This window comes from Rhodospirillales bacterium (assembly GCA_014323865.1).
GTDB lineage: Bacteria > Pseudomonadota > Alphaproteobacteria > SP197 > SP197 > SP197.
Genome location: JACONG010000016.1, coordinates 704,401 through 728,741, shown reverse-complemented (window position 1 = coordinate 728,741; position 24,341 = coordinate 704,401). Strand labels below are relative to the sequence as shown.

Below are 24,341 nucleotides of genomic sequence, written 5' to 3'. Positions count from 1 at the left end.
TGACATGTTGTCAATAACAGACACAGAGCAGGGGCAGGCAGATGAACGCACATCCACGGACAGAATTTGCGGAACTGATGGAACGGGCCGGACTCGACATCAACACGGCAGCCGAGCTTTTGGACGTGAGTACCCGAACTGTCCGGCGCAACATGAAGGGCGAAGGGAAGCGGGTCGACCAGCTCCGGCTTGAGAAGCTGCGCGAGGCGGCCGATGCCCGCTGCACCGTCAAGCGACCCGACGGATTCCGCTTCATTGACCTCTTCGCAGGGATTGGCGGGCTTCGCCTGCCGTTCGAGGCCATCGGCGGGCAATGCGTGTTCACGGCCGAGTGGGACCGGTTCAGCCGGGAGACCTACAGCGCCAACTTTCCCGAGCCTGCCGATAGCGATCACGTCTTCGCCGAGGACGTGCGGCCCTACGCAGAAGCACCAGTGACGATCCCACCCCATGATCTGCTGCTGGCCGGGTTTCCCTGCCAGCCATTCTCGATTGCGGGGGTGAGCAAGAAGAACGCCCTTGGCCGCCCCCACGGTTTCCTGTGCAACACGCAGGGAACGCTCTTTTATGATCTGGCCAGGATCATCGACCATCACCGGCCCCCCGCCTTTCTGCTGGAGAACGTGAAAAACCTTGAGCGCCATGACGGCGGTAAGACATTCGTCACGATCATGCACGTTCTTGAAAACAAGCTAGGCTACCGGGTCTTCCACAGGGTCATTAGCTCGACACCTTGGGTGCCGCAGAAGCGCGAGCGCATCTTCATCGTTGGTTTCAAGGACCACAGCATGGAGTTCGACTTTGACCAACTCGCCGTGCCGGAGGGTGATGGCCCTGTCCTTGGCGCGATCCTCGATACCGAGGTCGATCCGAAGTACACGCTTACCGACCACATGTGGACCTATCTGAAGGGCTACAAGGAGAAGCACCGCAGCGCCGGGAACGGGTTCGGCTATTCGCTGTTCGGTCCCGGTGACGTGGCCCGAACCCTGTCCGCGCGCTATTACAAAGACGGTTCTGAAATCCTGATCGAGCAGAAGGGCAATCGCCCCCGCCGCCTGACGCCACGCGAATGCGCCCGGCTCATGGGGTTTGAGAAGCCCGGGCGGACCGACTGGAAAATTCCCGTCTCTGATACGCAGGCCTATCGCCAGTTCGGCAACGCCGTTGTCGTGCCGGTCGTGAAAGCGGTCGCGCGGCTCATGCAGATGCGGATCGCCGAGGCGATGGAGCTGGATGGCCGGGAGGTTTCTGCCGCTATCCAGCCGCAACTGCCACTGGACGAAAGACGCGCCTGCGCCACCAGAGAAATGCCCGCCGAATACCTTGAAATTCCGGAGACGGCACTAGCAGGAGCATAATGCCCGACGACATCGTTTCCGCCAGCATCCGAAGCCGGATGATGGCGGGCATCAGAGGCAAGAACACCGGACCCGAGATGGCAATCCGATCCGCGCTTCACAGGCGCGGATTCCGGTTTCGGCTTCATCGCAAAGACCTCCCCGGAAAGCCCGACCTCGTGTTCCCCGGTCGCAACGCCGTCCTCTTTGTGCATGGCTGCTTCTGGCACGGCCATGACTGCCATCTGTTCCGCTGGCCGAAAAGCCGCGAGGCCTTCTGGTGCGAGAAGATCGGCGCGAACACCGAGCGCGACCGGCAGCAACGCGCGGCACTGGCAGAGGCTGGCTGGCGTATCGGCACGGTCTGGGAATGCGCCCTGAAGGGCAAGACCCGCCTGCCCTTCGAGAGCGTTGTCGATCGGTGCGCCATATGGTTGAAATCGGACATAAAAACACTGGAGGTGAGCGGAGATGAAGCGCGGGCAACTGTCTGACTATTTCGAGGGTGTCGGGGTGAAACGCTTGTCAGCCGTAGATGCCGAACCAGAAACGTCGAACCAACACGAGGTCGGCACAACCGTGAAGATGCGCAAGGACTTCCTTGGTAAGACGCATCAGCAGAAGTTCTCCGCGATCTACATCTGGCTTGGCGGAGAACAGGAAGGCTTTATTGAGGAAGGCTGGGCTACGCACTACGACGCCCGGATCAACAAGCCTCGCGCTTCCGAATGGCGGCTCTACTATCCCTCGAACTCCGTCACTGAAGCCATGAAAGCCGGGGATACGCTGTTCCTTGCCAAAGACCGGGAGGATGTCCTGTGGTTCATCGTGGCACCTGAAGGATCGACCAGCGAGCAGCAGCTGTTCTGGCTGTTTGGCCTGCAGCCCAAGGGCAAATCCTTCGTGTCCCGCGAGTTCTCCGACGAGGAGCCGGAGCTGGATTTTGCAGCCCGCTTCATTCTGGACGAAATCGGCATAGAGTTCGAGGAGCCGGACGCCGACAAGCTGGACAGCATCATTGAGATATTCGGCACTACATTTCCGAAGACGGCCGAGTTCTCTGATCTGACTCGCCTCACCCTCCCCGAGGTTCGCGCCGAGGACGATCCCGACGCCGCGCTTATTGCATGGCTGGACCACGAAGAGGCCCTTTTCCGGCGGCTTGAGCGCCGGATCGTATCTTCGCGGATCGAAGCCGGGTTCACCAATGAGGAGGGCACGGACGTGGACGGGTTCATCAGCTTTGCCCTGAGCGTTCTGAACCGACGCAAGTCACGCATGGGGCATTCACTGGAAAACCACCTGGCCGCCGTTCTAAGGGCGCACAATATCCGACACGTCCGGGGAGCCGTGACCGAGCATAACCAAAGGCCCGATTTCCTCTTTCCCGATCTGGAAACCTACCGGGCAGCTCCGGCCGAAGGGGATTCGCGCCTGACGATGCTGGGGGTGAAGTCCACCTGCAAGGATCGCTGGCGGCAGGTTCTGGCAGAAGCCGGGAAGATCAACGATAAGCACCTTCTGACGCTCGAACCGGGGATTTCGGAGCCGCAGACGGACCAGATGGAAGCTTCCAGCCTTCAGCTCGTGGTGCCCTCTCCTGTTCACGGCAGCTACACCGCTGCGCAACGCGGCTGGCTCTGGTCTGTCGGCGATTTCATCGGAGACGTGCGCAGACGCCAAGGATAGTCGCGGCGTCGCGGGTATTGCTGTCTTCGGCGGTTTCGGTCTATGAGCGCCGCCAGGGTCGGCCCGCGATCGCGAGCGCCAGCCCGGGAACCAGCGGCACGAGCCATGCGGGCCACTGCAACGCCGGCAGGATGACGTCGACCCAGAGACCGGGATCGACCTGCTTCTCGATCAGCGCGCCGAAGCCGACAAGACTGTTGGGATGCAACGAGCGCCAGACCTCTCCGGCGACCTCGCCGGGCCGGAACACGGCCAGACCGAGCGCCGCCACCAAGAGCAGACCACCCAGCACAAGGACTGTCTTGCGCATCGCATATCTCCCGCCCCACATCTGTGGCGCAGGATAACGCGTTCGGGCCGCCGGGCAAGCCTCGATGGCGAACCCGCGATTGCCCACGGTTGCTTCCGATTCGGCGCCCACGGCCCTGGAACCGGTGTGAAAGAACCGGGAACCGTGTCATGGTGCCGCGCGATCCTCGTACGGTCGACAGCATGGGAAGGGTTCAGGCGGAGGCCTCTTCCAGAAGCCAGTCGTGCACGGCCCTGAGGTCGGGATCGCGCAGCGCACCGCGCGGAAAGATCAGATAGTACGCCCGCTGCGAGGGCACCGCGAGATCGAACGGCTGGACCAGTCGCCCCGACAGAAGGCCGTCCCCGATGAAGGGGACGTGGCCCAGCGCGACGCCCTGACCGGCTATTGCCGATTGCAGCAGCACGTTCGAGTCCTCGATCACCGTGCCGTGGCGAATCCCGGGGGCCGTCACGCCGGCTGCCCTGAACCAGTCGACCCAGGACTGATGGTCGCGCTGATGCAGCAGGCGCATCGACAGAAGATCGGACGGGCTCGTGAAAGGGCCGTGTTCGTTGGCCAGTTCCGGGCTCAGGACCGGTGTGGTGCCGATCGCGAGGAGGTGATTGGCCTCGATGTCGGGCCAGTCGCCGAACCCCCATGCGATTCCGAGATCGATGGCGGAGGTACGGAAATCGACCGCGAACGAGGTGTGATGCAGCCTGAGGTCGATATCGGGAAAGCGCGACCAGAAGGCGGGCAGGCGCGGTGAGAGCCAGCGGGCACCGACCAGCGGTCCCAGTCCGATGGTCACGGCGGTCCGCCCGTCGCCGTCGCGGCAACGGGCGACCGCATCGAGAATCGTCCCGAAGGCGTTGTGGCATGCATCGAACAGCATGTGGCCCGTTTCGGTCAGCCGGACCTCCCGGGTCGTCCGGGTGAAGAGCGCACGCCCGAGGTCCTGTTCCAGCAGCTTGATCTGATGGCTGACGGCCGCGGGAGTCACGAACAATTCCTCGGCCGCACGCTTGAAGCTCTCGTGGCGCGCGGCGGCCTCAAAGGCGCGCAAGGCAATCGGGGAGGGCAAGCAGGGCTGTCTCGACATGTTGGCAGCTGACGCCTTGAGGAAGCAGGAAGATGAATGCAGTTTGATAATCACTGCAAGCAAAGATGGTTGCCCAGGCTACGTGACTGGATGCAGGATTGCCTGTCGAGAAACTGCCCTGGAGCATATCCCGTTCAGATTGAATCACCCTGAGCGGGTGACGATGCTCCAGGTTTTCGGATGCAGAGCGGATTCACGCACCCGGTTGGAACCGCAGGCGGTTCCCAGCCAGGTACGATCCGCTCCAGGCCTGCGTTTTGGAGATCACCATGCAGAATGCCGCCGAGTATGACGCCCGCTGCGACCTTGCGGCCGCACACCGCCTTGCGGTCCGTGACGGCCTGAACGAGGGCGTGTGGAACCACCTCTCGCTGGTTTCACCCGACGATCCCGAGGTCATGCTGATCACACCGGGTTACACCCACTGGTCGATGGTGAACGCCACGAACCTGGCGGCGGTCGGTCGTGACGGGATCTCCACCGTTGACGGCGGCACCGAGCCGACGGTCGCCGGGTTCATCATCCATGCTCCCGTGCATCAGGCGATACCGGGCGCCATGTGCCTGATGCACGTCCATGCGCCTTACATTACCGCGCTGTCGATGCGTCAGGACGTCCGGCTCGACACGTGCTCGTCGCAGCAGGCCGCCCAGTTCCACGACGATATTGCCTATTACGATGTCTACGACGGCTTGCTCGACAGCGAGGACGAGGGTCGGCACATGGCCGAGGTGATGGGTGAGAAGCGCGTCCTGATGATGCGCAACCACGGCGCGATGGTGGCCGGTGAGACGGTCGGGCAGGCCTATATCGACCTCTACCAGCTCGAACGCGCCTGCATGTATCAGGTGCTTGCCACGGGTGAAGACTGCACGCTCAACCGGATTCCCACGCCGATCGCGGCCGATATGGCTGCCGGCGCGCGCGGCAGCCAGAGCGCCGACATGTTCTTCCGCGCGCTGCGCGACCTGCTCGACCGGGACGAGCCCGACTACATCACCTAGAGCGGAATCACTTTCATCGGGACGATATCCTGCGGCGAGGAAGGCGCTCGTGCCGTGGCGTGAAGGTCTCGATGAAGCCCTTCCGGATCGTCGATCAGGGCCTTCGGGTGGATTTTCTCCCGGATGAACGAGAGCGTGGAACCTTGACGACGACATGCTTCACACACAGCTTCTTGGCCACCTTTTGCAACCTCTCGGGCAGTGAACTTTCCGTGACAAGGACAGCAGTCACGCTTGGGCTTTTGCCCTGCGGAACCCAATGCAACTCTTCATCTCTCTCTATGTCTCTGGCCTCAATCCACGACTCCAGAAGGGCACGATATTTCACGCACTGATAGATGCCTCGCCGGAGGTCATGATAATCGGAAATGGATGACTTGACCTCAATGACCACCGGTTTCTTCGGATCGATGTAGACGACATCTGCCTTATCGAGAGAGGGAAACTGATACTCGGCAATCCGGGCCGGACGGTTGTTAATCCGGGCCCGGTAGTTGTACTGTTTGAGGAGGGATTTCAAATGCTTCGGATATTTAAGAACATATTTTTTGAGGGCTTCATGCTCCGGGCCTTCCCCACCACCTCCATAGTTCCCTGCGGAATTGCGGTCCTTATCGTATTTCAGGGGAATGTTGCGTGGGATTGATTTTCCGGTTTGATTCTCATAGTATTCAGACAGAACATTGTCCCAATCAGGATAATTATAGACCTTCGGCCAGATGGGTTGCTCATTAAATAGCTCCTTCCTCTCCTTCCAAGTCAACTCTGCGTATTCACATTCTTTCTGAAAATGTTTCTTGATATAGCGCCTGATACCCACAGCCTCATCACTTGGGACACCTTCTTTTTTTCTCACGACAAGAGAATTCAACGGCGGCAGTTTCTTTCCGTACTGTGCATGCAGAGCTTCCATGAGTGTTCCGAGCGCATTTCCGATATTGTAGAATGCGCTAGGCCGCTTGTCCACGAGACCGAGCTGGAACACCGCTTCGGCGGCATCCCCGTAGGTGATTCGTTGCCGATCCTTGGCACATTGCAGAAGGATCGGAGCCAGGGCAACGGCTATTTCAGGGATGGTGCTCATGCTGTCTCTCGTCCGATCAAGCTATTCTTCATCATCAAAAGTCTCCGGGAGCGGTCTCGAAGGCATTTTGTATACATCCGATCAGGCGGCGAGGCAAGGGATATGGGTTCGACCGGTTGCGCGAGGGTCCCGAGTCATCGGGATCGAGCCTGACAGGGAAACCGGCACGGTGGCAGGCAGGGCCGTGGAGGAACGGGCAACCATACGGTTGTCATCCCATCGGTGCGCGATTGCGCGCCGCCGCGCCAGCATTTTTGCCGGCATTTTTGTTGTCGGCGGACTCGCATACGGTGCCGGTGTCTGGAACACTCCGGGCAGGCGGCCACAGGCAGGCAGGAATGGGCGCGTTCGACTATCCCGACTGGGAAACCTTCATGAAGACCAGCTTCGCGGCACGGCGGGAGTTCCCGCTGATCGCACCGGAGACCCCGAGTTTCATGTCGCAGCCCGTGGCCGGGACGGCGGCCGATCTCGAGGGTGCCGATGTCGTCATCATCGGCGCACCTTATGTCGCGGCCGAGGACGGCAGCTATGCCGGCGTGCCGATGGAGGACTGGATTGCGGCGCCCAAGCGCGTGCGTCAGCAGTCGGCCCGCTACCCTTCAGGCTATATCCAAGACTTCGACATGGACCTCTTCGAACATATCCGGATGGTCGACTATGGCGATGCCGACATTCCGCCCGAGGTCATGCACAACCAGTCGCCCGAACTGATTCTTCAGGCCCAGGCCGCGGTCGAGGCCAGGTGCAACGACGCGATCAAGGCGGGTGCGGTGCCCGTGGTGATCGGCCAGAACAGTCCCTGCGGCAGCTTCGCCATCGCCAAGGCGTGCTCGGAGAATGTCGACGGCATGGTCGGCTGTGTCAGCCTCGACACCCACTGGGACGCCCGGCCGCTCGATCCGCTGACCAACGATCCGCGCATCGCCGGCGCATCGTCGTGGAAGCACAAGATGTACGAGTTCCTCGACAACATGCACCCGCGCCACCTGGTCGAAATCGGCGAGCGCGGCATGCTTGAGGACAGGGACATCATCCGCCGCTACCTCAACGACGGCGCGCGCTTCATCAGCTCCTGGGAGCTGCGCTCCGGCCTCGGTATCGAGGGCCTCGTCAGGGAACTCGACCGCGCATGGGACGGCACCGAGGGGGTCTACGCCCATTTCGACATGGACGTGATGGGCGGCGCCGGGCCGGCACCGGGCGATATTCTGGGCGAACTGGTCGAACCGATCGCCATGACCGACTACGAGTGCATCCGCATTGCGCATGAGATCGGACGCCGCGGGCTGACCGGCTTCAGCTTCATCTGCATCCCGCCGGGCTCGGCCGCGGTCTACCGGGTGATCGTCTCGATCATCGTCTACATGGCGGCGGGCCTTGCCATGCGGAAGATCGGCAAGGGTCACGGATGACGGAGAACCGGGAGGGCTGGACCGGCACCGAAGCCGCGCTGACCCGCTTCCAGCGCGCGATCCTGGACCGGCGTGCCCAAGGCCGGGACCGGCCTCAGGACTGCGGCGGAGTAACCAAAACATGGAGTAGCCGAAACATGTTTACCGCCGGTTCGGGCACACCGCCGCGCATGACCGACGCATCGCTCTCCATCGCCATCGAAAACCCCGACACGCCCGAGACGCGCGCCATGCTTGAGGCGTCCGACGCCTACATGGCCGAGCGTTATCCGCCCGCGAACAACTACATGCTTGACGTCAGCGCGCTGCAGGGCCGCGACATCACCTTCCTTGTCGCCCGCAAGGACGGTGCGGCGATCGGCTGCGGCGCGATCGTGCGCAAGGCGGGCTATGCCGAGATCAAGCGCATGTGGGTCGCACCCGAAGCCCGCGGCCTGAAGCTCGGTCGCCGCCTGCTCGACGAACTCGAGGCGGTCGCCCGTGCCGAAGCGATTCCCGCACTCATGCTGGAAGCGGGCGACGAACAGCCCGAAGCCATGGGTCTCTACGCCGCCGCAGGGTTTACCCGGCGCGGCGCCTTCGGCGACTATCCCGAAGGCCCACCCAGCGTCTTCATGGAAAAACGGCTGGGGTGAACCGCCCATGACGTGTCATCGTCCCGATGTGTCATCCCGGCCGACCAACGGGAGAGCCGGAACCCCAGGAGAGTTGCGATGTCCTGTCGGGGTCCCGAATCGGCGGCCTTGTCCGGGACACACGAAGGCAGCATCGGGTCAGAGCCTCATCCCCAGCTCGCGGGCTTCGAAGAAGGCCATGCTCGCCGTGCGGGCGGCGACGGTGTCGCCGATGCTGTAGACCTCAAGGTCATCGTCGGCCAGTTCGCGGGTCAGGCGGTCGTTCACGGTGTTGGTCGTCGCGGTGACCAGCGTGTCGAAGACCCGCTCCCCGGTGTCGCCGGTATAGAGGTTCATGATCGTGGCCTTGCCGTTCTGCCAGTCGGTCAGGGCATGGCCGCAGATCACCTCAACCCCCATCTTCCAGAAGCGTTCGCGGGTGGTGTCGCCGGTGACCGAGAAGTCGAGCTGGGCGGCCGGTTTCTCGGCGGCGGTCACGACAGTCACCATGTGGCGCTGTTCGGCGAGGTGGAGCGCGGTGCCCGAGGCGGGCCACCAGCCGTTGATGTCGTCGAGCAGCAGCACGTTGGTGCCGGGCACGACCGAGCCATCGAGAACGTCATGCACGGTGCAAACGTTCTCGGCGTCGACACCGGGCAGCGCGGGCACATGCGGGAAGGCACGCTGGAACCCGGTGCGGCTGGGAACCGACCCCGTGGTCAGAACGATGACGTCGGCATCCGACGCGCGAATCCCGTCAGCCGATATCTCGGTGCGAAGCCGGACGCGGACCTGCAGCTTTTCGAGCTGTGTCCGGTACCAGGTCAGCAGTTCGCCGATCTCCCCGCGCTCGGGCTGACCGGCGGCGAGGCGGAACTGGCCGCCGAGTTCGTCGGTCTTCTCGACCAGCGTCACCCGGTGGCCGCGCTCGGCAGCAACACGGGCGGTTTCGAGCCCGGCCGGCCCGCCGCCCACGACCAGGACATGGCGCGGCCGTTCGGAGGCCGCGGGACGGTCGCCGTCCCACGGGTGTTCACGCCCGACCGAGGGATTGACCAGGCACGAGATGTGATAGTCGCGCATGCGCCGGCCGATGCAGAGCTGGTTGCACGAGATGCAGGGCCGGATGTCCCCGGCCCTGTTCTCACGCGCCTTGTTGGCGAGATGCGGATCGGCGATCTGGCCGCGCACGATCGAAACGAGATCGCACGTGCCGTCCGCCAGGGCGGCCTCGGCGCGCGCCGGTGTCTTCACCCGCGCTTCTGCGGTGACCAGCGCGTGTTTGACGACCTTCCTGATCTCCGCCGCGTCGGGCGTGCCGAGCGGCGTGCCGAAATGCATGCTCGGCACGATCCTGGAGAAGTTGTTGAGGTAGCTGCCGGTGCCGCAACTCATGTAGTCGGCCAGGCCGCGCTCATCAAGCAGCGCAAAGATCTCCTGCTTGTCGGCCATGGTCAGGCCGCCCGGGCAGGGTTCGGCACCGGAGACCGTCATGCCGACGATGAAATCGGGCCCGCAGGCCTTGCGGATGCCCTCGACGATCTCGGTTACGAAGCGCAGCCGGTTGTCAAGGCTGCCGCCCCACTTGTCGGTGCGGTGGTTGGCGAGCGGCGACCAGAACTGATCGATCAGGCAGGAGTAGCCGGCAAAGAGGTCGACCCCGTCGAACCCGCCCTTCCGGTCGCGCACCGCTTGCTCGACGAAGGCACCGACAAGCTCCTCGATCTCGCCCTCGGTCATGGCGTGGCTGCCCCAGGGGTCGTGGTAGCTGACCTGGCCCGAGGGCGACCAGTAGGGCGTCCAGGAGTTGTCCTGATCGCCATGCGCGCCGACGTGATAGATCTGATGGCACATGACCGTGCCGTGGCTGTGGCACTCGTCGGTGATCCGTTTCCAGTAGGGAATGACGCTGTCGTCGTGGCGCAGGTTGCCGCGTGTCAGGATCGCGGTGTCGTGCGGCGGCGTCGGCTCGCAGACGATCATGCCCGCGCCGCCCCGGGCCCGCTCCCGGTAGTAGCCGAAGTGGCGCTCGGTCGGCAGGCCGTCCGCCGACATGTTGGGCGTGTGTGCGCCGAAGACGATGCGGCACCTGAGCGCGTGGCCGCGCAACTTCACCGGCGAAAAGAGATGCGGAAACGGATGGTCGGTCATGGCAACAGCCCTTCTTTCCCGACGAGTCTACAACGTGTTATCCCGGCCGACCATCGGGCGCGAAGGCGCCAACCTGGCCAGACCGGGGGAGGAACTGCGCATGAAACAGTGATGAACCGTACGGTCCGCAATGATGGCATTCCAAGGAACCCGGGCGCAGGATATCCTTGAGGGAACCTGGTACGATGCCCCGGTTTGTCGTGGGTTTGTCGTGGACCATGCTGGCAGCCGTGTCTTTTCGGTCGAGGCCACCGAGGCCGATGAGGCGCGCCGAGAGGTCGTCGGCGTGGCTGGCGTCGTCGGGATCGTCGAAGCGGGATGATGACAGGGCCGGCGTCCTCTCTACAATGACACCATGGCACATCGGATGCGGTCATGACGCGCGGCGGCCGGGACATCCGAGGAGGCAGGCAGCCGATGCCGATGTCCGAGGCCACGCCCGGGGAAGCGGAGACGCTGGCGACCGCGCCGCCGGCCGGTGAGGCCGAGCGGATCACGCTACGCGCGATCGCGACCGTGTTCTGCGCGACGCTGTGCACGGCGATGTACGCGTTCACCTGGAACTCGGTCTCGGTCGCGCTGCCCTATATGCAGGGCACGTTCTCGGCTACCACCGACCAGATCGCCTGGGTCATCATCGCCTATGTCATCGGCGCGTCGGTCGTCACCGGTTGTTCGGGCTGGCTCTCGGCGCGGTTCGGGCGCAAGCAGGTTTTCCTGTTCGCCATCGCCGGCTTCATCGTCACGCTGGTCGGCTGCGCCCAGGCGACGACGCTCTGGGAAGAGGTCTTCTGGCGCTTCGCCCAGGGCATGATGGCCGCACCCATGCTGCCGCTCGGTCAGTCGATCGCGGTCGCCGCCTTCCCCCGCTCGCGCTACGGCCAGGCGACCAGCCTGTGGGCCCTGGGCTTCGTCTCGGCGAATGTCGTCTCGCCGGTGATCGGCGGCATCCTGATCGAGAACTGGGGCTGGCAGTACATCTTCCATTTCTCGATCCCGTTCGGCGTTCTGGGTTTCGTCATGGCCTGGTTCCTGGTGCCCTGGACCCCGGCCGAGAAGACCCGGCTCGAATGGCTCGGGTTCACCAGCCTGGTGGTCGGCGTCGGCGTGCTGCAATTGATGCTGGCGCGCGGCGAGCGGCTGGAGTGGTTCGCCTCGGGTGAAGTCCTGATCGAGACGGCGATCGCCGCTGTCGCGCTCTACATCTTCATCTTCCACACGATCACCGGCAGGAACACCTTCATCGACGGTAGCCTGTTCCTGAACCGGAACTTCGCGATGGGCCAGATCATGATCTTCCTGATCGGCTCGGTGATGTTCCTGCCGCTCATCCTGTTGCCGCTGCAGCTGCAGCAGATCGGCGGTTACCCGGCGATCGAGACCGGCTATCTCATGCTGCCGCGCGGCCTCGGCTCAATCGTCGGGCTGACGCTGATGGCCTACCTGCGCGACCGGGTCGATCCCCGGCCGCTCCTGATCATCGGCATCGTCTTCATCGCCTGGCCGGCCTGGGAGATGGGTCACTGGACGCCCGATATCAGGCCCCGGGACGTCACCTGGACGACCTTCATCCAGGGCCTGGCGGCCGGCTTCATCTGGGCACCGCTCAACACGCTGACGCTGAGCCGCCTGGACCGCCGCGTTCAGGACCAGGGTTTTGCGCTCTTCTATCTGCTGTTCGATGTCGGCAGCGCAATCGGCACCGCGGTCGTGATCGGTCTGCTGGCCCACTACAGCCAGATCAACCACGAAGAACTCAACGCCTTCATCCACCCGTTCAACGAACTGCTGCGCTACCCCGGCCTCGAGTCCGTCTGGGACACGTCGACCACCACGGGCCTCGCCATCCTGCAGGAGCAGATCGGTCGGCAGGCGCTGATGATCGGCTACAACAACGCCTTCATGGTCGTCGGCGGTATCATGGCCATCTGCCTCCCCCTGGTCTTCGTGTTCCGCAACCCGCGCGACGACGACGCGCTGCGACGGCGGCAAGGCGGGTGACCTTCCCGGCTCCGCTCAGCCGCAACGCCCTTGCGGAAAGCTCAATCCAGGTCTTCACCTGGTCGGGCCACGACGAACCTGCGCGCAAAGGCGGGCAAGCGGGCGGGTAAGGCTGGCGCGGCGGTGGAAGCGCAGGACACCCGGAACCTTCGCGTGTCATCCCCGCCGGAGCGCAGAGGGCCGAGAGCCGGGACCTCGACCGGTCGGCACATGTCTCCCGAACTCCCGGACAGCCGCTCGGCAGCTTCCCGGATGACACTCCGAGGGAATCAGCCGATCCCCAATCCACCACCACCCGGCAGTTCGAGAATCAGCCGATCCCCGGCGGGCACGATCTGTTTGCCCTTGCCCTTCAGCGTCTTGCCGCTGGCCAGCCGGATGGCACCCGGTGCCGCGGTGCCACCGCCGTCGCGGCCGCGCGCCGGATGGTCGATGCGGTCGAACAACGCGAGGATGGCGAACGGTGCGCCCTCGCCGTGCTCGAGTTCGATGACCTGACCGTCGCCGCCGGCATAAGTGCCGGAGCCGCCCGAGTCCGGACGCAGTTCCTTGCGGGTAAAGATGACCGGCGCGATCGACTCGGTGATCTCGACCGGCGTGTTCCTCACGCCCGACGGGAAGGCTGTGGCCGAGAGCCCCGGCTTGCCCGGCCGCGCGCCGGTGCCGCCGGAGTGGAAGATGGTGACCGAGAACGGCGTGGCGTCACCATAGTCGTGATCCCCGGTGACGCCGTGACCGCCGAGCAGCGAGGGGTTCCAGAGGCTGGAGCTGCCCTCAGCCGGCACACTGCCCGGCACCGCCTGACCGAGACAACCGAGCACGACGTCGGGCAGCATCTGACCGATGACATGGCGCACGGTGACCGCGGCAGGCCGCAGAGCATTGAGGATCGAGCCCTCGGGTGCCGTCACCCGGACCGGCCCGAGCGAACCGGTGTTGTTCGGCACCTCGCGGCCGACAATGCCACGCACGCCGAAGCTGGCATAGGCCTGGGTGTAGGTCAGCGGCACGTTGATGCCGAAGGGCGAGACGCCGGAGGTGCCGGTGAAGTCGATGTCGATACCGTCGTCGCCCACGGTCAACGTGGCCTTGAGCGTGACGGCGCGGTCATAGCCGTCGCACGCCATCTCCTGCTGCCAGGCGCCGCGCGGCAGCCGGCGAATCTCCTCCAGCATGGCCTGTCGCGAGGTGTCGATGATATGGTCGGCGATCTCGTCGAGCCCGTTCATGCCGAACGCGTCCATCAGTTCGAGCAAGCGGCGACAGCCGACGTCGTTGGATGTCGTCAGCGAATAGAGATCGCCGACGACCTGCACGGGCTCGCGCACATTGGCCTTCACGATGTCGAAGACGCTCTCGTTCGCCTCACCGCCGTCGAACAGCCGCATGATCGGGATGCAGAGACCTTCCTCGTAGACCTGCCCGGCGTCGGGCCCGAAGCCGGGTCCGCCGATATCGACAACATGCACGGTCGAGGCGAAGAGCCCGATCGGCGCGCCCTTGCGGAAACAGGGCGTGACGACCGTGAAGTCGAACAGGTGGCCCGTACCGAGCCAGGGATCGTTGGTGACGTAGACGTCTCCTTCCTTCATCGAGGCGGGGTCGTACTTCTCCATGAAGAAGTTGACCGAGGCAGCCATGGCATTGACGTGGCCCGGTGTGCCCGTGACCGCCTGGGCCAGCATGCGGCCTTTCATGTCGAAGACCCCGGCCGAGAGGTCGCCCGCCTCGCGCACCGTGGTCGAAAACGCCGTGCGGATGATGGCCTGGGCCTGCTCCTCGACGATCGCGATCAACCGGTCCCACAGCACCTGATGGCGCAGCCCGGCGGCGAGATCGTCCACCGCTTCCACGGCCCCGGCCTCGCGGATCAGCGTGAGGTTGCCGTCGCCGTCGATAGCGCCACGCCAGCCGGGCGGCACGATGGTGGTGGTCTGCTTCTCGGCGATCGCGGCAGGACCCTGCAGGCGCTCGCCCGCATCGAGCCCGTCGCGCTGATGGATCGACGCGGCGCGCATATTGGCGTGGCCGGGGAAGACAATCGCGCGCTGGGTGTCACTGGCGACATCCCGTGTCGTGGGCGACACGGCGTTGTCCGGGGCGGCGTCCTCGCGCTCGGCGCAGGCGGTGACCGACCAGGTCAGCACCTCGACCTCGAGCCCCGGCACCGAACGGCCGAACTGCTGACGGTAGGCGGTCTCGAAGGCCTCGGCGATCCAGGCCGCATCGTCGCCGGCAAGCGCGCGGTCGGGCAGGTCGATCTTCACCTCGTGGCCCTGTCCGATGTAGCGGGCATAGGCGTGGCGACGTTCGATAACCGGTGCGCCGGGCGCTCCGAGTGCCACGACCTCGCGCGCTTCGGCACGCATCTCCGCGAACAGCGCGTTGAGGCCCCCGGCATCGAAAGCCGACAGGCGGACATAGCGACTGCGCACGATCTCGTAGGCCACCGGGGCCAACAGGAAGCCGACGGCCGAGCCGACGCCGGCGTTCGCCGGGATGACGATCTTGTCGATCTCCAGCTTCTCGGCCAGCCGGGCCGCGTGCAACGGCGCGGCACCGCCGAAGGCGATCATGGTGCGGCGGCGAATCTCCTTGCCGCGCTCGACGGCATGGACCCGGGCGGCCGAGGCCATGTTCTCGTCGACGATCTCGATCACGCCGAGCGCAGCCGCATCGGCATCAAGCGACAGGGGCGTGCCGACGTGGTTCGTGAGTGCTGCTTTCGCCGCGTCCGTGTCGAGCGAGAGGGCGCCACCGGCAAACGCGTTGGGGTCGAGACGGCCGAGCATCAGGTTGGCATCGGTCACCGCCGGCTTCGTGCCGCCCTGGCCGTAGCAGGCCGGTCCGGGGTCGGCACCGGCGCTTTCGGGTCCGACGTGAATGCGCTCCAGATGATCGACCGAGGCGAGCGAACCGCCACCCGCACCGATCTCGACCATCTCGACCACCGGAATCTTCAGCGGCATGCCGCTGCCCTTCATGAAGCGGTGGGCGCGGTCGACCTCGAAGACGCGGCCGAGCAGGGGTTCGCCCCGGTCGATCAGGCAGATCTTCGCCGTCGTCCCGCCCATGTCGAAGCTGACGACCTCGTCTTCGCCCAGCCGCTTGGCGAGATGGCCGGCGAGGATCGCACCGCCGGCGGGACCGGACTCGATCAGCCGCACCGGGAACGCGCGCGCCGTGGCGATCGTGACGAGGCTGCCGCCCGAGGTCATCAGCAGGCAGGGACAACCGAAGCCGGTGTCGGCCAGGCGCTGTTCCACATCGGTCAGGTAACGGCCCATGATCGGCTTCACATAGGCGTTGGCGACCGTCGTGGTCTGGCGTTCGTATTCGCGGATCTCCGGGCAGACATCGGACGAGAGCGAGATCGCGATGTCGGGGAACCGCTCACGCACCATCGCACCGATACGACGCTCGTGGTCCGGATTGGCATAGGCATGCAGCAGGCCGACGGCCACGCTGCCGACCTCCATGCCCTCCAGCCTGTCGAGCCAGGCCGTGACGGCGTCTTCGTCGAGCGCGGTCAACACCTCGCCGCGTGCATTGACCCGCTCGGCCACCGGCAGGCGCAGGTCGCGCGGCACCAGCACGGCCGTGCGATCGGCCATGATGTCGTACTGATCGAAGCGGTTCTCATAGGCGATCTCGATGGAGTCGCGATGACCCTCGGTGACAAAGAGCGCGATCACCGCGCCCTTGCGCTCAATCAGCGCATTGGTCGCGAGCGTCGTGCCGTGAAGAATGAGATCGACGTCACCGGGTGCGGTGCCCGAGCGTTCCATGACCTCCATGACACCCGCCATGAAACCGTCGGCCGGCGCACTCGGCGTGGTCAGCACCTTGCCGGTGAACTCGTCACCGTTCCGGTCGAGCACGATGTCGGTGAAGGTGCCGCCGATGTCGACGGCGAGACGGACGGTCATGACCACTCCAATCGGAAGTCGAACCCGGCTTCCAGCCTGGCCTTGAGCGCACGGCCCTTGTCGTCGGGCAGGGCGTCGAGCGGCGGACGCACGGTCTTCCATCGGGCATCGCCCGAGGCATCGGCCAGCAGCCACTTCATGGCCGGGATCGGCGCATAGGGCTGGACGGCGAGGCGGAAGGCTTTCACGTGGGCCTGACGTTCGTCGGCGTCGTCGGCCTGCCAGCTCGTGAAGATGTCGTGGATCGCCACGGCGTTGATATTGGCCGTGGCGGTGATGCAACCCGAGGCACCGATACGCAGCGCCTCCAGCAACGGCACCTCCGAACCCGGGAAGGTGTGGAGCGCCGGCACGCCGTCGAGGATTGCCCTGGTGTTGTCCCAGTCGCCGGAGCTGTCCTTCAGCCCCACGACATGCTCGGGGAAGTCGGCCTGCAGCCGCTTGATCAGGGCGAGGCCGAAACCGACCACCGCCACCGGCGGAATGTGATAGAGGTAGATGCGGATGTCGGGCACCGCCTCGATCAACGCCGTGAAGTAGGCGTGGATGCCGTCGTCACTGACTCCCTTGAAGTAGAACGGCGGCAGGACCATCACACCAATGCAGCCGAGCGCCATGGCGTGGCGCGAAAGCTCGGCCGTATCAGGCAGGTTGGTCAGGCCCGTGCCGACCATCAGCCGGTCGGCGGGGATGCCGTTCTCGACCAGCAGTTCCAGCAGGTGTTTGCGTTCGTTCATGCCGACCGAGAGCGCCTCGCCCGTTGTGCCGAAGGGCGTGATCGCTGCGCAGCCGTGGTCGAGCAGCCAGCGCGCGTGGCGCAGATAGAGGTCCTCGGCGACCGAGAGGTCGTCGTTGAACGGTGTCAGGTTGGGCGAAACGATGCCCCGGAGCTTGTCGGTCATGGCGCACTTTCGTGTCGGATGAAGGTCGCGATTTGTGGACCATTGCACCGGTCTCGTCCAGTCTTGGGCAACCATAATCGGATCAGGCTGGATTCAATGGGATGTTTCTCCGTCGGGCCAGGCGATCAGGGCACCGCAGGGGATGACGGGTGTGGGTTCGATGCCGTCGAGAAAGTCGAGAAACGGGGCCGAATGCTGTTCGTTTCTGGCGGCATCGCATGTGCCACGCCTTCAGAATCGTCTTTTGGCCAGAATGCCGCTCGATTTACAGTTTTTCCTTTGACATGAAGCGGTCTTTCCTGATCTATAGGCTATCTTCGATCAACCACGGGAACATGAACATGTCCGATGAAGCTCTCAACGTCACGAACAATGACCTGAACACGGCCGGACCCAGCAAGCGAAAAAAGTTCGTCAAACTTGCCGAAAGCCGCACCGTGAATGCGCTCAAGGCCATCCGGGTGATCGGCAAGTTGAGCAACCGCAACTCCTACGAATACGGAGATGGGGATGTCAACAAGATCGTGAAGGCGTTGAGCGATGAAGTTGAAAAACTGAAAAGCCGCATGAAGTCGACGGACTCATCGGATGGCATTGACTTCAAGCTGTAAATCGCCATCACCTGTCCAGGTGTTCTGGAAGCTGCCGGGCCGGCTTCCTGAACCCGACCTGACCTGACTTGACCTGACAGAGGCCAACGGGAAAACGGCCGGCTGTCCGATCAAATCAGGCTACGGCAAGCGAACCCACGACAGATCAGGATCGAGCGACATGGAATTACCCCAACCGACGCACCGGAACTACACCACACTGATCAGCAACATCGAGGAAGGCGAGATCAAAATCCCTCAATTTCAGAGGGATTTCGTTTGGACGCTTCAGCGTTCAGCCGAGCTTCTCGATAGTGTAGTCAAAGGCTACCCAATCGGTACATTTATCTTCTGGCTTACACGCGAACGCCTTCACAGTGTGAGGGAGCTTGGAAACGCAGAGCTTCCTCCTGCGAAGGAAGGGGAGACCGTTTCCTACGTGCTGGACGGACAGCAACGGCTTACCAGTCTGTTCGCCGCGATGAGGGGCTTGCCGGATGTCTATGTAGACAGGCAAAGCACGGATTTCTCTGAAATCTACATTGACCTCAATGCTGGCAAGTCGGATACAATCGTCACCCCGAACATCGAAGGGAGGCCCGAGAAAACGGTCATCAAGCTTACTGCACTTCTCTATGGTGATTTGGAGACCCTCACCGCATTTCCCAAAGAATACCACAAAAAGATCGATGAATACAAACGTCGGATCCAAGCCTATGACTTTCCAATCATTGAGGTGCGCGACACACCAATCGACATTGCGACTGAAATTTTCACGCGGATCAATGTCGGTGGCAAGTCGCTAACTGTGTTCGAGATCATGGTCGCCAAGACTTACGATGAAAAACGAGACTTCGATCTATCCGTAAAATATTCAGAACTGATCGAATGCCTGGATCCAATCGGATATGATACGATTTCCGATCAGACGATCCTTCAACTCATCGCCCTGATACTCAAGAAGGATTGCAAGCGCCAAACAATCCTGAAGCTAGAAAAGGACGATTTCATCGAAACTTGGCAAAAGGCCGTTTATAGTGTCAAGGGAGCGGTCGAGTATTTCCGAAACGTGATGCGGATACCCGTTTCACAGCTCTTGCCATATCTGACTTTGATCGTGCCTTTCGCTTATTTCTTCTATCACAACGACAACAAGAAGCCATCGTCATCACAAAAGGCCGAGCTCGACAATTTCTTCTGGCGCTGTTCTCTCGGTGACCGTTACTCGTCCGCCGTTGAAAGCAAGCTCGCACAAGATGTTAATCGTATCGAACTTATCTGGAACGACAAGTCGCCAGATTATGACTGGGACGTCGATATTTCGTCAAAATCCCTGATTGAGAACGGTTCATTTAACACTGGTCGAGCCTTCATAAAAGCAATCTTGTGCATCATGGCATATCAGGGTCCGCTGTCTTTCAATAATGGTGCGGATGTCAATATCAGCAATAACTGGCTGCAGCGGGCCAACAGCAAAAACTATCACCACTTCTTCCCGCGCAAGTTTCTGGAAAACAATGGTTTCTCCAAAGATAAAGCCAACAATGTCTTCAACATCACAATCGTGGACGATTATCTGAACAAGCGGTTGATCGGTACAAAGCCTCCTTCGAAGTATATGGAGACGTTCAAAGACGATAATCCTGACCTCGTCGAAACAATGAAAACCCATCTGATCGGGGATCTGGATACGTTCGGCATCTGGGAAGACGACTACGAAACCTTCATCCGTGAACGCTCGAAAGCCATAAGTAAAAAACTGAAAAAGCGTATCATCAGACATTAAAGGTGTATCATCGATCGGCGTACTGATCGGGTCTCCGTTTCACCGGATCTTTTGGCCAGATCAACCGTAACAACAGTGTCGTTCTATTTCGTGCCGCCGATGCCCGGCGCATGGTCCCCTGTCGGTGGTGTCGGCCGTGGCCTGCGCCGTCCGCCGAACCAGCGGCGGCGCGGGCGCGTCCTGCCGGCAGGCTCTGGCCCGCGACGCTTGTGCCACCAGCCCTGCACGTTCTCGCGCAGCATCAGCGCGCTCGGCGTGACGATCAGGGTCAGCATGGTGGCAAAGGCCAAGCCGAAGACGATGGCGCTGGAAAGCTGAACCCACCACTGGGTTGAGGGAGCGCCAACCGCGACATGGCGGCTGAAGAAGTCGATGTTGACCTGCATGACCATCGGCATCAGGCCCAGGATCGTTGTGATCGTGGTCAGCATCACCGGCCGGAGACGCTGGGCACCCGTTCGCAGGATCGCCTCCATCGGATCCCTGATGGTTTGACGCAGGCGATCATAGGTGTCGATCAGCACAATGTTGTTGTTCACCACGATGCCAGCGAGCGCGATCACGCCGATGCCCGACATGACGATACTGAAGGGCTGGCCGGTGACCAGAAGGCCGATCATCACACCGATGGTCGACATGATGACCGCCGACAGGATCAGAAAGGCGAAATAGAAGCTGTTGAACTGGGTGACCAGGATGATCGTCATCAAGAAGAGTGCAACGCCGAACGCTTTCATGAGGAACTGGGCGGCTTCCGCCTGATCTTCGTTCTCACCGCGGAACTCCACGTTGACGCGCGGGTCAAGGCCTGCGGTCTCGATCCAGGCAGAGAGCTCCTGAACCATGGCGTCTGCCAGAACGCCCTCTTCGATGTCGGACTTGATTGTCATCACCCGAACACCGTCGGTGCGGTTGATCGTGTCGACCTGGGGTGCGGCAGAGCGCGTCACGAAATTCGCCAGCGGGACATGCCCTATGGGCGTCTGTATACGCAGATTGTCGAGCTGGTCGAGGGTACGCCAGCTGTCGGAAAAACGAGCGCGGACTTCGATCTCGTCCTTGGAGTCGTCGGGCCGAATGGTCGAGATCAGAAGGCCGTTGGTGACGAGCTGCACCATGCCGCCGACCGAGGAGACATCGGTGCCAAACTTGGCGGCCTGGGCACGGTCGACCTCGATCTCCCACTGAATGCCGGGCAGCGGACGGCTGTCCTCAATGTCGCGCAGGCCCTCGACCGTGTCCATGTGCTCGCGGATCGTCGCGACCGCGTCCTCGATCAGGTCCGGATCGATCGCCAAGACTTTAATCTCGATCGGCTTGCCCTCGGCGGGGCCACGCTGCTGGCCCGTGGGTTCGACGATGATGCCGGCAAGATCGGAGGTGCGTTCCAGCACCTCGGCAAAAATCTGTTCGGCCGGACGGCGGTACTCCCAGTCGATCAACTCGACGGAGATCGAACCGATCACGTCTTCGGCGACATCCTGTCCGCCGCCGCCCTCATCACCGCCGACCGTGGCGTAGATTGTCTCGAACTCCCTCATGTCGAGGATGCGGTCCTCGACCTCGCGCACGAGCGTGTCCTTCTCCCAGACCGAGAGGTTGCCGCGCGCGTGAATCTGGAAGAGCGCCTGCTCTGGCTCGATGTTGGGGAAGAACTCGACGCCCTTTCCGAAGGTGCCGTAGGCCATCATCACGCCGATCAGGACCGCCACCGCAAGACCTAGGACCTTCGCAGGATGACGCAGCGCGCGATGGAGAACGCCGAGATAGACGCCGGTGAAGCCGGGCACGTCGTTGACATTGCCCTCGGCGCCCGCCGCCAGAGCCCTGGCGCGCTCCGGATCGGCCGCACCGGATTTGCCGACTAGCGAGCCGAGCGTCGGGACAAAAACGAGCGCCATTGTGAGCGAGGCCAAGAGCGTTGCGATCAGCGTGAGCGGCAGGAACTTCATGAACTCGCCGACGACACCGGGCCAGAACATCAGCGGCAGGAAGGCGGCCAGCGTGGTCATGGTCGAGGCCGTGATCGGCCAGGCCATGCGCGTGGCAGCCGAGAGATAGGCGTCGCCCCGGTGCAGGCCTTCGGCCATCTTCCGGTCGGCGTATTCGGTGACCACGATGGCGCCGTCGACCAGCATGCCGACCGCCAGGATCAGGCTGAACAAAACGACAATGTTCATGGTGAGCCCAGCTGCCCAGAGAACCAGAATGCCGGTCAGGAACGAACCGGGGATCGCCACGCCCACGAGCGCCGCCGTACGCCAGCCGAGGGCCCAGACGATAACGATCATGACCAGCAGAATGGCCGAGAGCACATTGTTCTGCAGATCGGTCAGCATGTTGCGGATGTCGTTCGACTGGTCATGGGAAAATGCGATCTCGACGCCGGCCGGCCAGTCCACGCTGACCCGGTCGACCACCGCGCGCACGTTCTCGATCGTCGCGATGATGTTCTCGCCCGTCCGCTTGGAGACCTCAATGGCGAGCGCCGGGTCGCCCGAGACCCGGGCGAAGCTCTCGGGATCCTTGAAGGTGCGGCGCACCTCGGCGATGTCGGAGACGGCGGTGATCGCATCGCCCTCGACCTTGACCGGAAGCGCCAGAAGGTCTGCGGCGCCCTCCAGCAATCCGGGCACCTTGACGCTGAAGCGGCCGGCACCGGTGTCAAGCGAACCCGCCGCGACAAGACGGTTGGAGCGACCGACGAAGTCGATCAGTTCGGCGGCTTCGAGCCCGTAGCTTTCGACCAGCATGGGATCGATCACGATCTCGACCAGCTCGTCACGCTCGCCCTGGATGTTGGCCTCCAGGACCTCGGAGAGCCCTTCGATCTCATCCTGCAGATCGCGCGCCAGACGCAGCAGGGTGCGCTCGGGGACGTCGCCCGAAAGCGTGACCACCAGAATCGGGAACAGCGAGAGGTTGACCTCGTGCACCGAGGGTTCGTCGGTCTCCTCGGGAAGCTCGGGCTTGGCCAGATCGACTTTGGCGCGCACGTCGTCGATCGCGATGTCGGGATCGAAGCCGGCGTCAAACTCCAGCGTCACGTTGGCGCCGCCTTCATAGGCTTTCGACGTGATCTCCTTGACCCCGTCGATGCCGCGCAGCTCCTGCTCCATCGGTCGCACCAACAGCCGCTCGGCGTCGCCGGGCGAAATGCCCTCATGCGTCATCAAGACATAGATGATGGGGATGTCGATGTCGGGGTCCGACTCCTTCGGAATCGTCATATAGGAGTAGGTCCCCGCGATCAGGATCAGCGCGAGCAGAAGCAGGACCGTGCGCGGACGCGAGAACGCCGCGTTGATGATCCCGATCATGAGGCCCCGGAAAAGGCCGAGCCTTCGACGCGAACGGGCTCGACGACCTCACCCGCCGCGACAAAATCGTGGCCCACGGTGATCAACGTGACCTCATCGGGCAGACCTGTGATCCAGAGCCCGCCGTCACTGTTGGCCACGACCTGGACCGGCACGAATCGCACGATGTTGTCGGGATCCACGACCTTGACACCGAGGTCCCCGTTGTCGGCAAGCGACAGTGCCGAAGGCGAGATGAAGTGGCTTGGAATCGTCAGGAGCGGAAGGATCACTTGGGTCGTCAAGCCCGCCGCGATTCTGAGATCGGGATTCGGCACTTCAAGCTCGATGCGAAAGGTGCGGGTCTCCGGCTCGGCGACCTGTCCAATATAGCGCAGCACGCCGCTGACAGTCTCGCCGGTGATGAGATGCGCCTCACCGACATCGCCGACCGTGAGCAGGCCGACGTCGCGTTCGCTGACCGCGGCAACCACAATGAACGGGTCAAGATCGAAGATATGACCGATGGCATCGCTCTCGCCGAAGCCCTCCTCCACGACCTCGCCCACCTCAATGCCTATGGCGTCGAGAACGCCCCGAAACGGCGCGGTGATTTCGGTGCGTTCGATATCGAGCATGATGGCGGCGAGTTCGGCCTGGGCGCCGCGCAGATTGGCAAGAGCCTCGGCGTTGGCAGTCTCTGCCCGCCAGCCGCTTGCGGCGAGTTCGGCCGAGGCATTGAAGGCGATGCGGAACTGCTCGACCAGCGCCTCGGCACGCGACAGGCGCTGGCTCCGGTCGTCCATCGCGATGCGGGTAATGACCTGGCCCTCTTCGACGACCTCGCCTTCCTCGGCCTCGATCGTCTCAATCCGGCCCGAGGTCTGCACGCGCAGGCTGATGTCACGGTTGGCCTCGGTCCGACCGGTCACCGAAAGGGTCAGGACATAGGGTTGGGCCGTGCTGGTCGCAACCCGCACCTTTGTCGGCGCGCGGGCATCAACGTGCGCCTGGTGCGATTCCGCCGCGGAAACCGGTGCATCTTCAGTCGACGCCCCCTCGCCGCCAAAATGTCCGGACATAACCCAGACAATGGCGCCAACCGCAAGCGCGATCGCGAGGACATGGGACGACTTCATCGGT

The 24,341-nt window shown here is 63.0% G+C and carries 18 protein-coding genes; 10 read left to right on the top strand and 8 right to left on the bottom strand.

The genetic code is table 11. The features are described from left to right. The first annotated feature begins 41 nt into the window (after positions 1–41). From dcm to GDA49_12525, 3 genes are read left to right on the top strand one after another with little or no spacing between them, the layout of a single operon-like run. Positions 42–1,361 carry a DNA (cytosine-5-)-methyltransferase gene (gene dcm / locus GDA49_12535; protein ID MBC6441207.1) on the top strand — a complete coding sequence of 440 codons (1,320 nt, stop codon included), beginning with the start codon at positions 42–44 and terminating at the stop codon, positions 1,359–1,361. After that, positions 1,361–1,834 carry a DNA mismatch endonuclease Vsr gene (vsr, locus tag GDA49_12530; GenBank protein MBC6441206.1) on the top strand — a complete coding sequence of 158 codons (474 nt, stop codon included), beginning with the start codon at positions 1,361–1,363 and terminating at the stop codon, positions 1,832–1,834. The genes dcm and vsr overlap by 1 nt, the downstream gene beginning before the upstream one ends. Beyond that, on the top strand, positions 1,812–3,029 hold the full coding sequence (locus GDA49_12525; GenBank protein ID MBC6441205.1) for a restriction endonuclease: 1,218 nt from the start codon (positions 1,812–1,814) through the stop codon (positions 3,027–3,029). Before vsr ends, GDA49_12525 begins: the two co-directional genes overlap by 23 nt. Positions 3,030–3,069: 40 nt before the next feature. Here the strand turns inward: GDA49_12525 and GDA49_12520 are convergent, their stop codons facing one another. Both GDA49_12520 and gcvA read right to left on the bottom strand, forming a co-directional pair. Beyond that, positions 3,070–3,339 carry a hypothetical protein gene (locus GDA49_12520; protein MBC6441204.1) on the bottom strand — a complete coding sequence of 90 codons (270 nt, stop codon included), beginning with the start codon at positions 3,337–3,339 and terminating at the stop codon, positions 3,070–3,072. 193 nt (positions 3,340–3,532) lie between these two features. Next, on the bottom strand, positions 3,533–4,405 hold the full coding sequence (gcvA, locus tag GDA49_12515) for a transcriptional regulator GcvA (protein ID MBC6441203.1): 873 nt from the start codon (positions 4,403–4,405) through the stop codon (positions 3,533–3,535). Positions 4,406–4,692: 287 nt separating this feature from the next. On the opposite strand from gcvA, the gene GDA49_12510 reads away from it, so the two are divergent. After that, positions 4,693–5,427: a class II aldolase/adducin family protein gene (locus GDA49_12510; protein MBC6441202.1), complete on the top strand. Its 735-nt coding sequence runs from the start codon at positions 4,693–4,695 to the stop codon at positions 5,425–5,427. Between the two features lie 94 nt (positions 5,428–5,521). Here GDA49_12510 and GDA49_12505 read toward each other — a convergent pair whose 3' ends face one another. Further along, a complete protein-coding gene (locus GDA49_12505; GenBank protein ID MBC6441201.1) occupies positions 5,522–6,511 on the bottom strand; it encodes a hypothetical protein in 990 nt (329 codons plus the stop codon). A 374-nt stretch (positions 6,512–6,885) separates the two neighbouring features. Between GDA49_12505 and GDA49_12500 the strand changes: the two genes are divergently transcribed. Next, positions 6,886–7,926 carry an arginase family protein gene (locus GDA49_12500; protein MBC6441200.1) on the top strand — a complete coding sequence of 347 codons (1,041 nt, stop codon included), beginning with the start codon at positions 6,886–6,888 and terminating at the stop codon, positions 7,924–7,926. A gap of 170 nt (positions 7,927–8,096) precedes the next feature. After that, complete coding sequence (locus GDA49_12495) at positions 8,097–8,561, top strand: GNAT family N-acetyltransferase (GenBank protein ID MBC6441199.1); 465 nt, start codon at positions 8,097–8,099, stop codon at positions 8,559–8,561. A 138-nt stretch (positions 8,562–8,699) separates the two neighbouring features. On the opposite strand, the gene GDA49_12490 is transcribed toward GDA49_12495, so the two are convergent. Beyond that, positions 8,700–10,691, bottom strand: a complete 1,992-nt coding sequence (locus tag GDA49_12490) for an FAD-dependent oxidoreductase (GenBank protein ID MBC6441198.1) — start codon at positions 10,689–10,691, stop codon at positions 8,700–8,702. A gap of 133 nt (positions 10,692–10,824) precedes the next feature. Between GDA49_12490 and GDA49_12485 the strand changes: the two genes are divergently transcribed. Further along, on the top strand, positions 10,825–11,013 hold the full coding sequence (locus GDA49_12485) for a hypothetical protein (GenBank protein MBC6441197.1): 189 nt from the start codon (positions 10,825–10,827) through the stop codon (positions 11,011–11,013). Positions 11,014–11,108: 95 nt separating this feature from the next. Further along, positions 11,109–12,692: a DHA2 family efflux MFS transporter permease subunit gene (locus tag GDA49_12480; GenBank protein MBC6441196.1), complete on the top strand. Its 1,584-nt coding sequence runs from the start codon at positions 11,109–11,111 to the stop codon at positions 12,690–12,692. Positions 12,693–12,961: 269 nt separating this feature from the next. On the opposite strand, the gene GDA49_12475 is transcribed toward GDA49_12480, so the two are convergent. Continuing rightward, on the bottom strand, positions 12,962–16,621 hold the full coding sequence (locus GDA49_12475) for a hydantoinase B/oxoprolinase family protein (GenBank protein MBC6441195.1): 3,660 nt from the start codon (positions 16,619–16,621) through the stop codon (positions 12,962–12,964). After that, positions 16,618–17,523 carry a dihydrodipicolinate synthase family protein gene (locus GDA49_12470; GenBank protein MBC6441194.1) on the bottom strand — a complete coding sequence of 302 codons (906 nt, stop codon included), beginning with the start codon at positions 17,521–17,523 and terminating at the stop codon, positions 16,618–16,620. Before GDA49_12470 ends, GDA49_12475 begins: the two co-directional genes overlap by 4 nt. A gap of 341 nt (positions 17,524–17,864) precedes the next feature. Here GDA49_12470 and GDA49_12465 point away from each other — a divergent pair, with 341 nt between their 5' ends. Continuing rightward, a complete protein-coding gene (locus GDA49_12465) occupies positions 17,865–18,134 on the top strand; it encodes a hypothetical protein (protein MBC6441193.1) in 270 nt (89 codons plus the stop codon). Between the two features lie 160 nt (positions 18,135–18,294). Next, positions 18,295–19,899 (top strand): DUF262 domain-containing protein, encoded by a 1,605-nt coding sequence (locus GDA49_12460; protein ID MBC6441192.1) that lies wholly within the window; start codon positions 18,295–18,297, stop codon positions 19,897–19,899. 83 nt (positions 19,900–19,982) lie between these two features. Here the strand turns inward: GDA49_12460 and GDA49_12455 are convergent, their stop codons facing one another. Next, on the bottom strand, positions 19,983–23,219 hold the full coding sequence (locus GDA49_12455; protein MBC6441191.1) for an efflux RND transporter permease subunit: 3,237 nt from the start codon (positions 23,217–23,219) through the stop codon (positions 19,983–19,985). Then, positions 23,216–24,337 carry an efflux RND transporter periplasmic adaptor subunit gene (locus GDA49_12450; protein MBC6441190.1) on the bottom strand — a complete coding sequence of 374 codons (1,122 nt, stop codon included), beginning with the start codon at positions 24,335–24,337 and terminating at the stop codon, positions 23,216–23,218. The genes GDA49_12455 and GDA49_12450 overlap by 4 nt, the downstream gene beginning before the upstream one ends. Between the last annotated feature and the right edge of the window lie 4 nt (positions 24,338–24,341).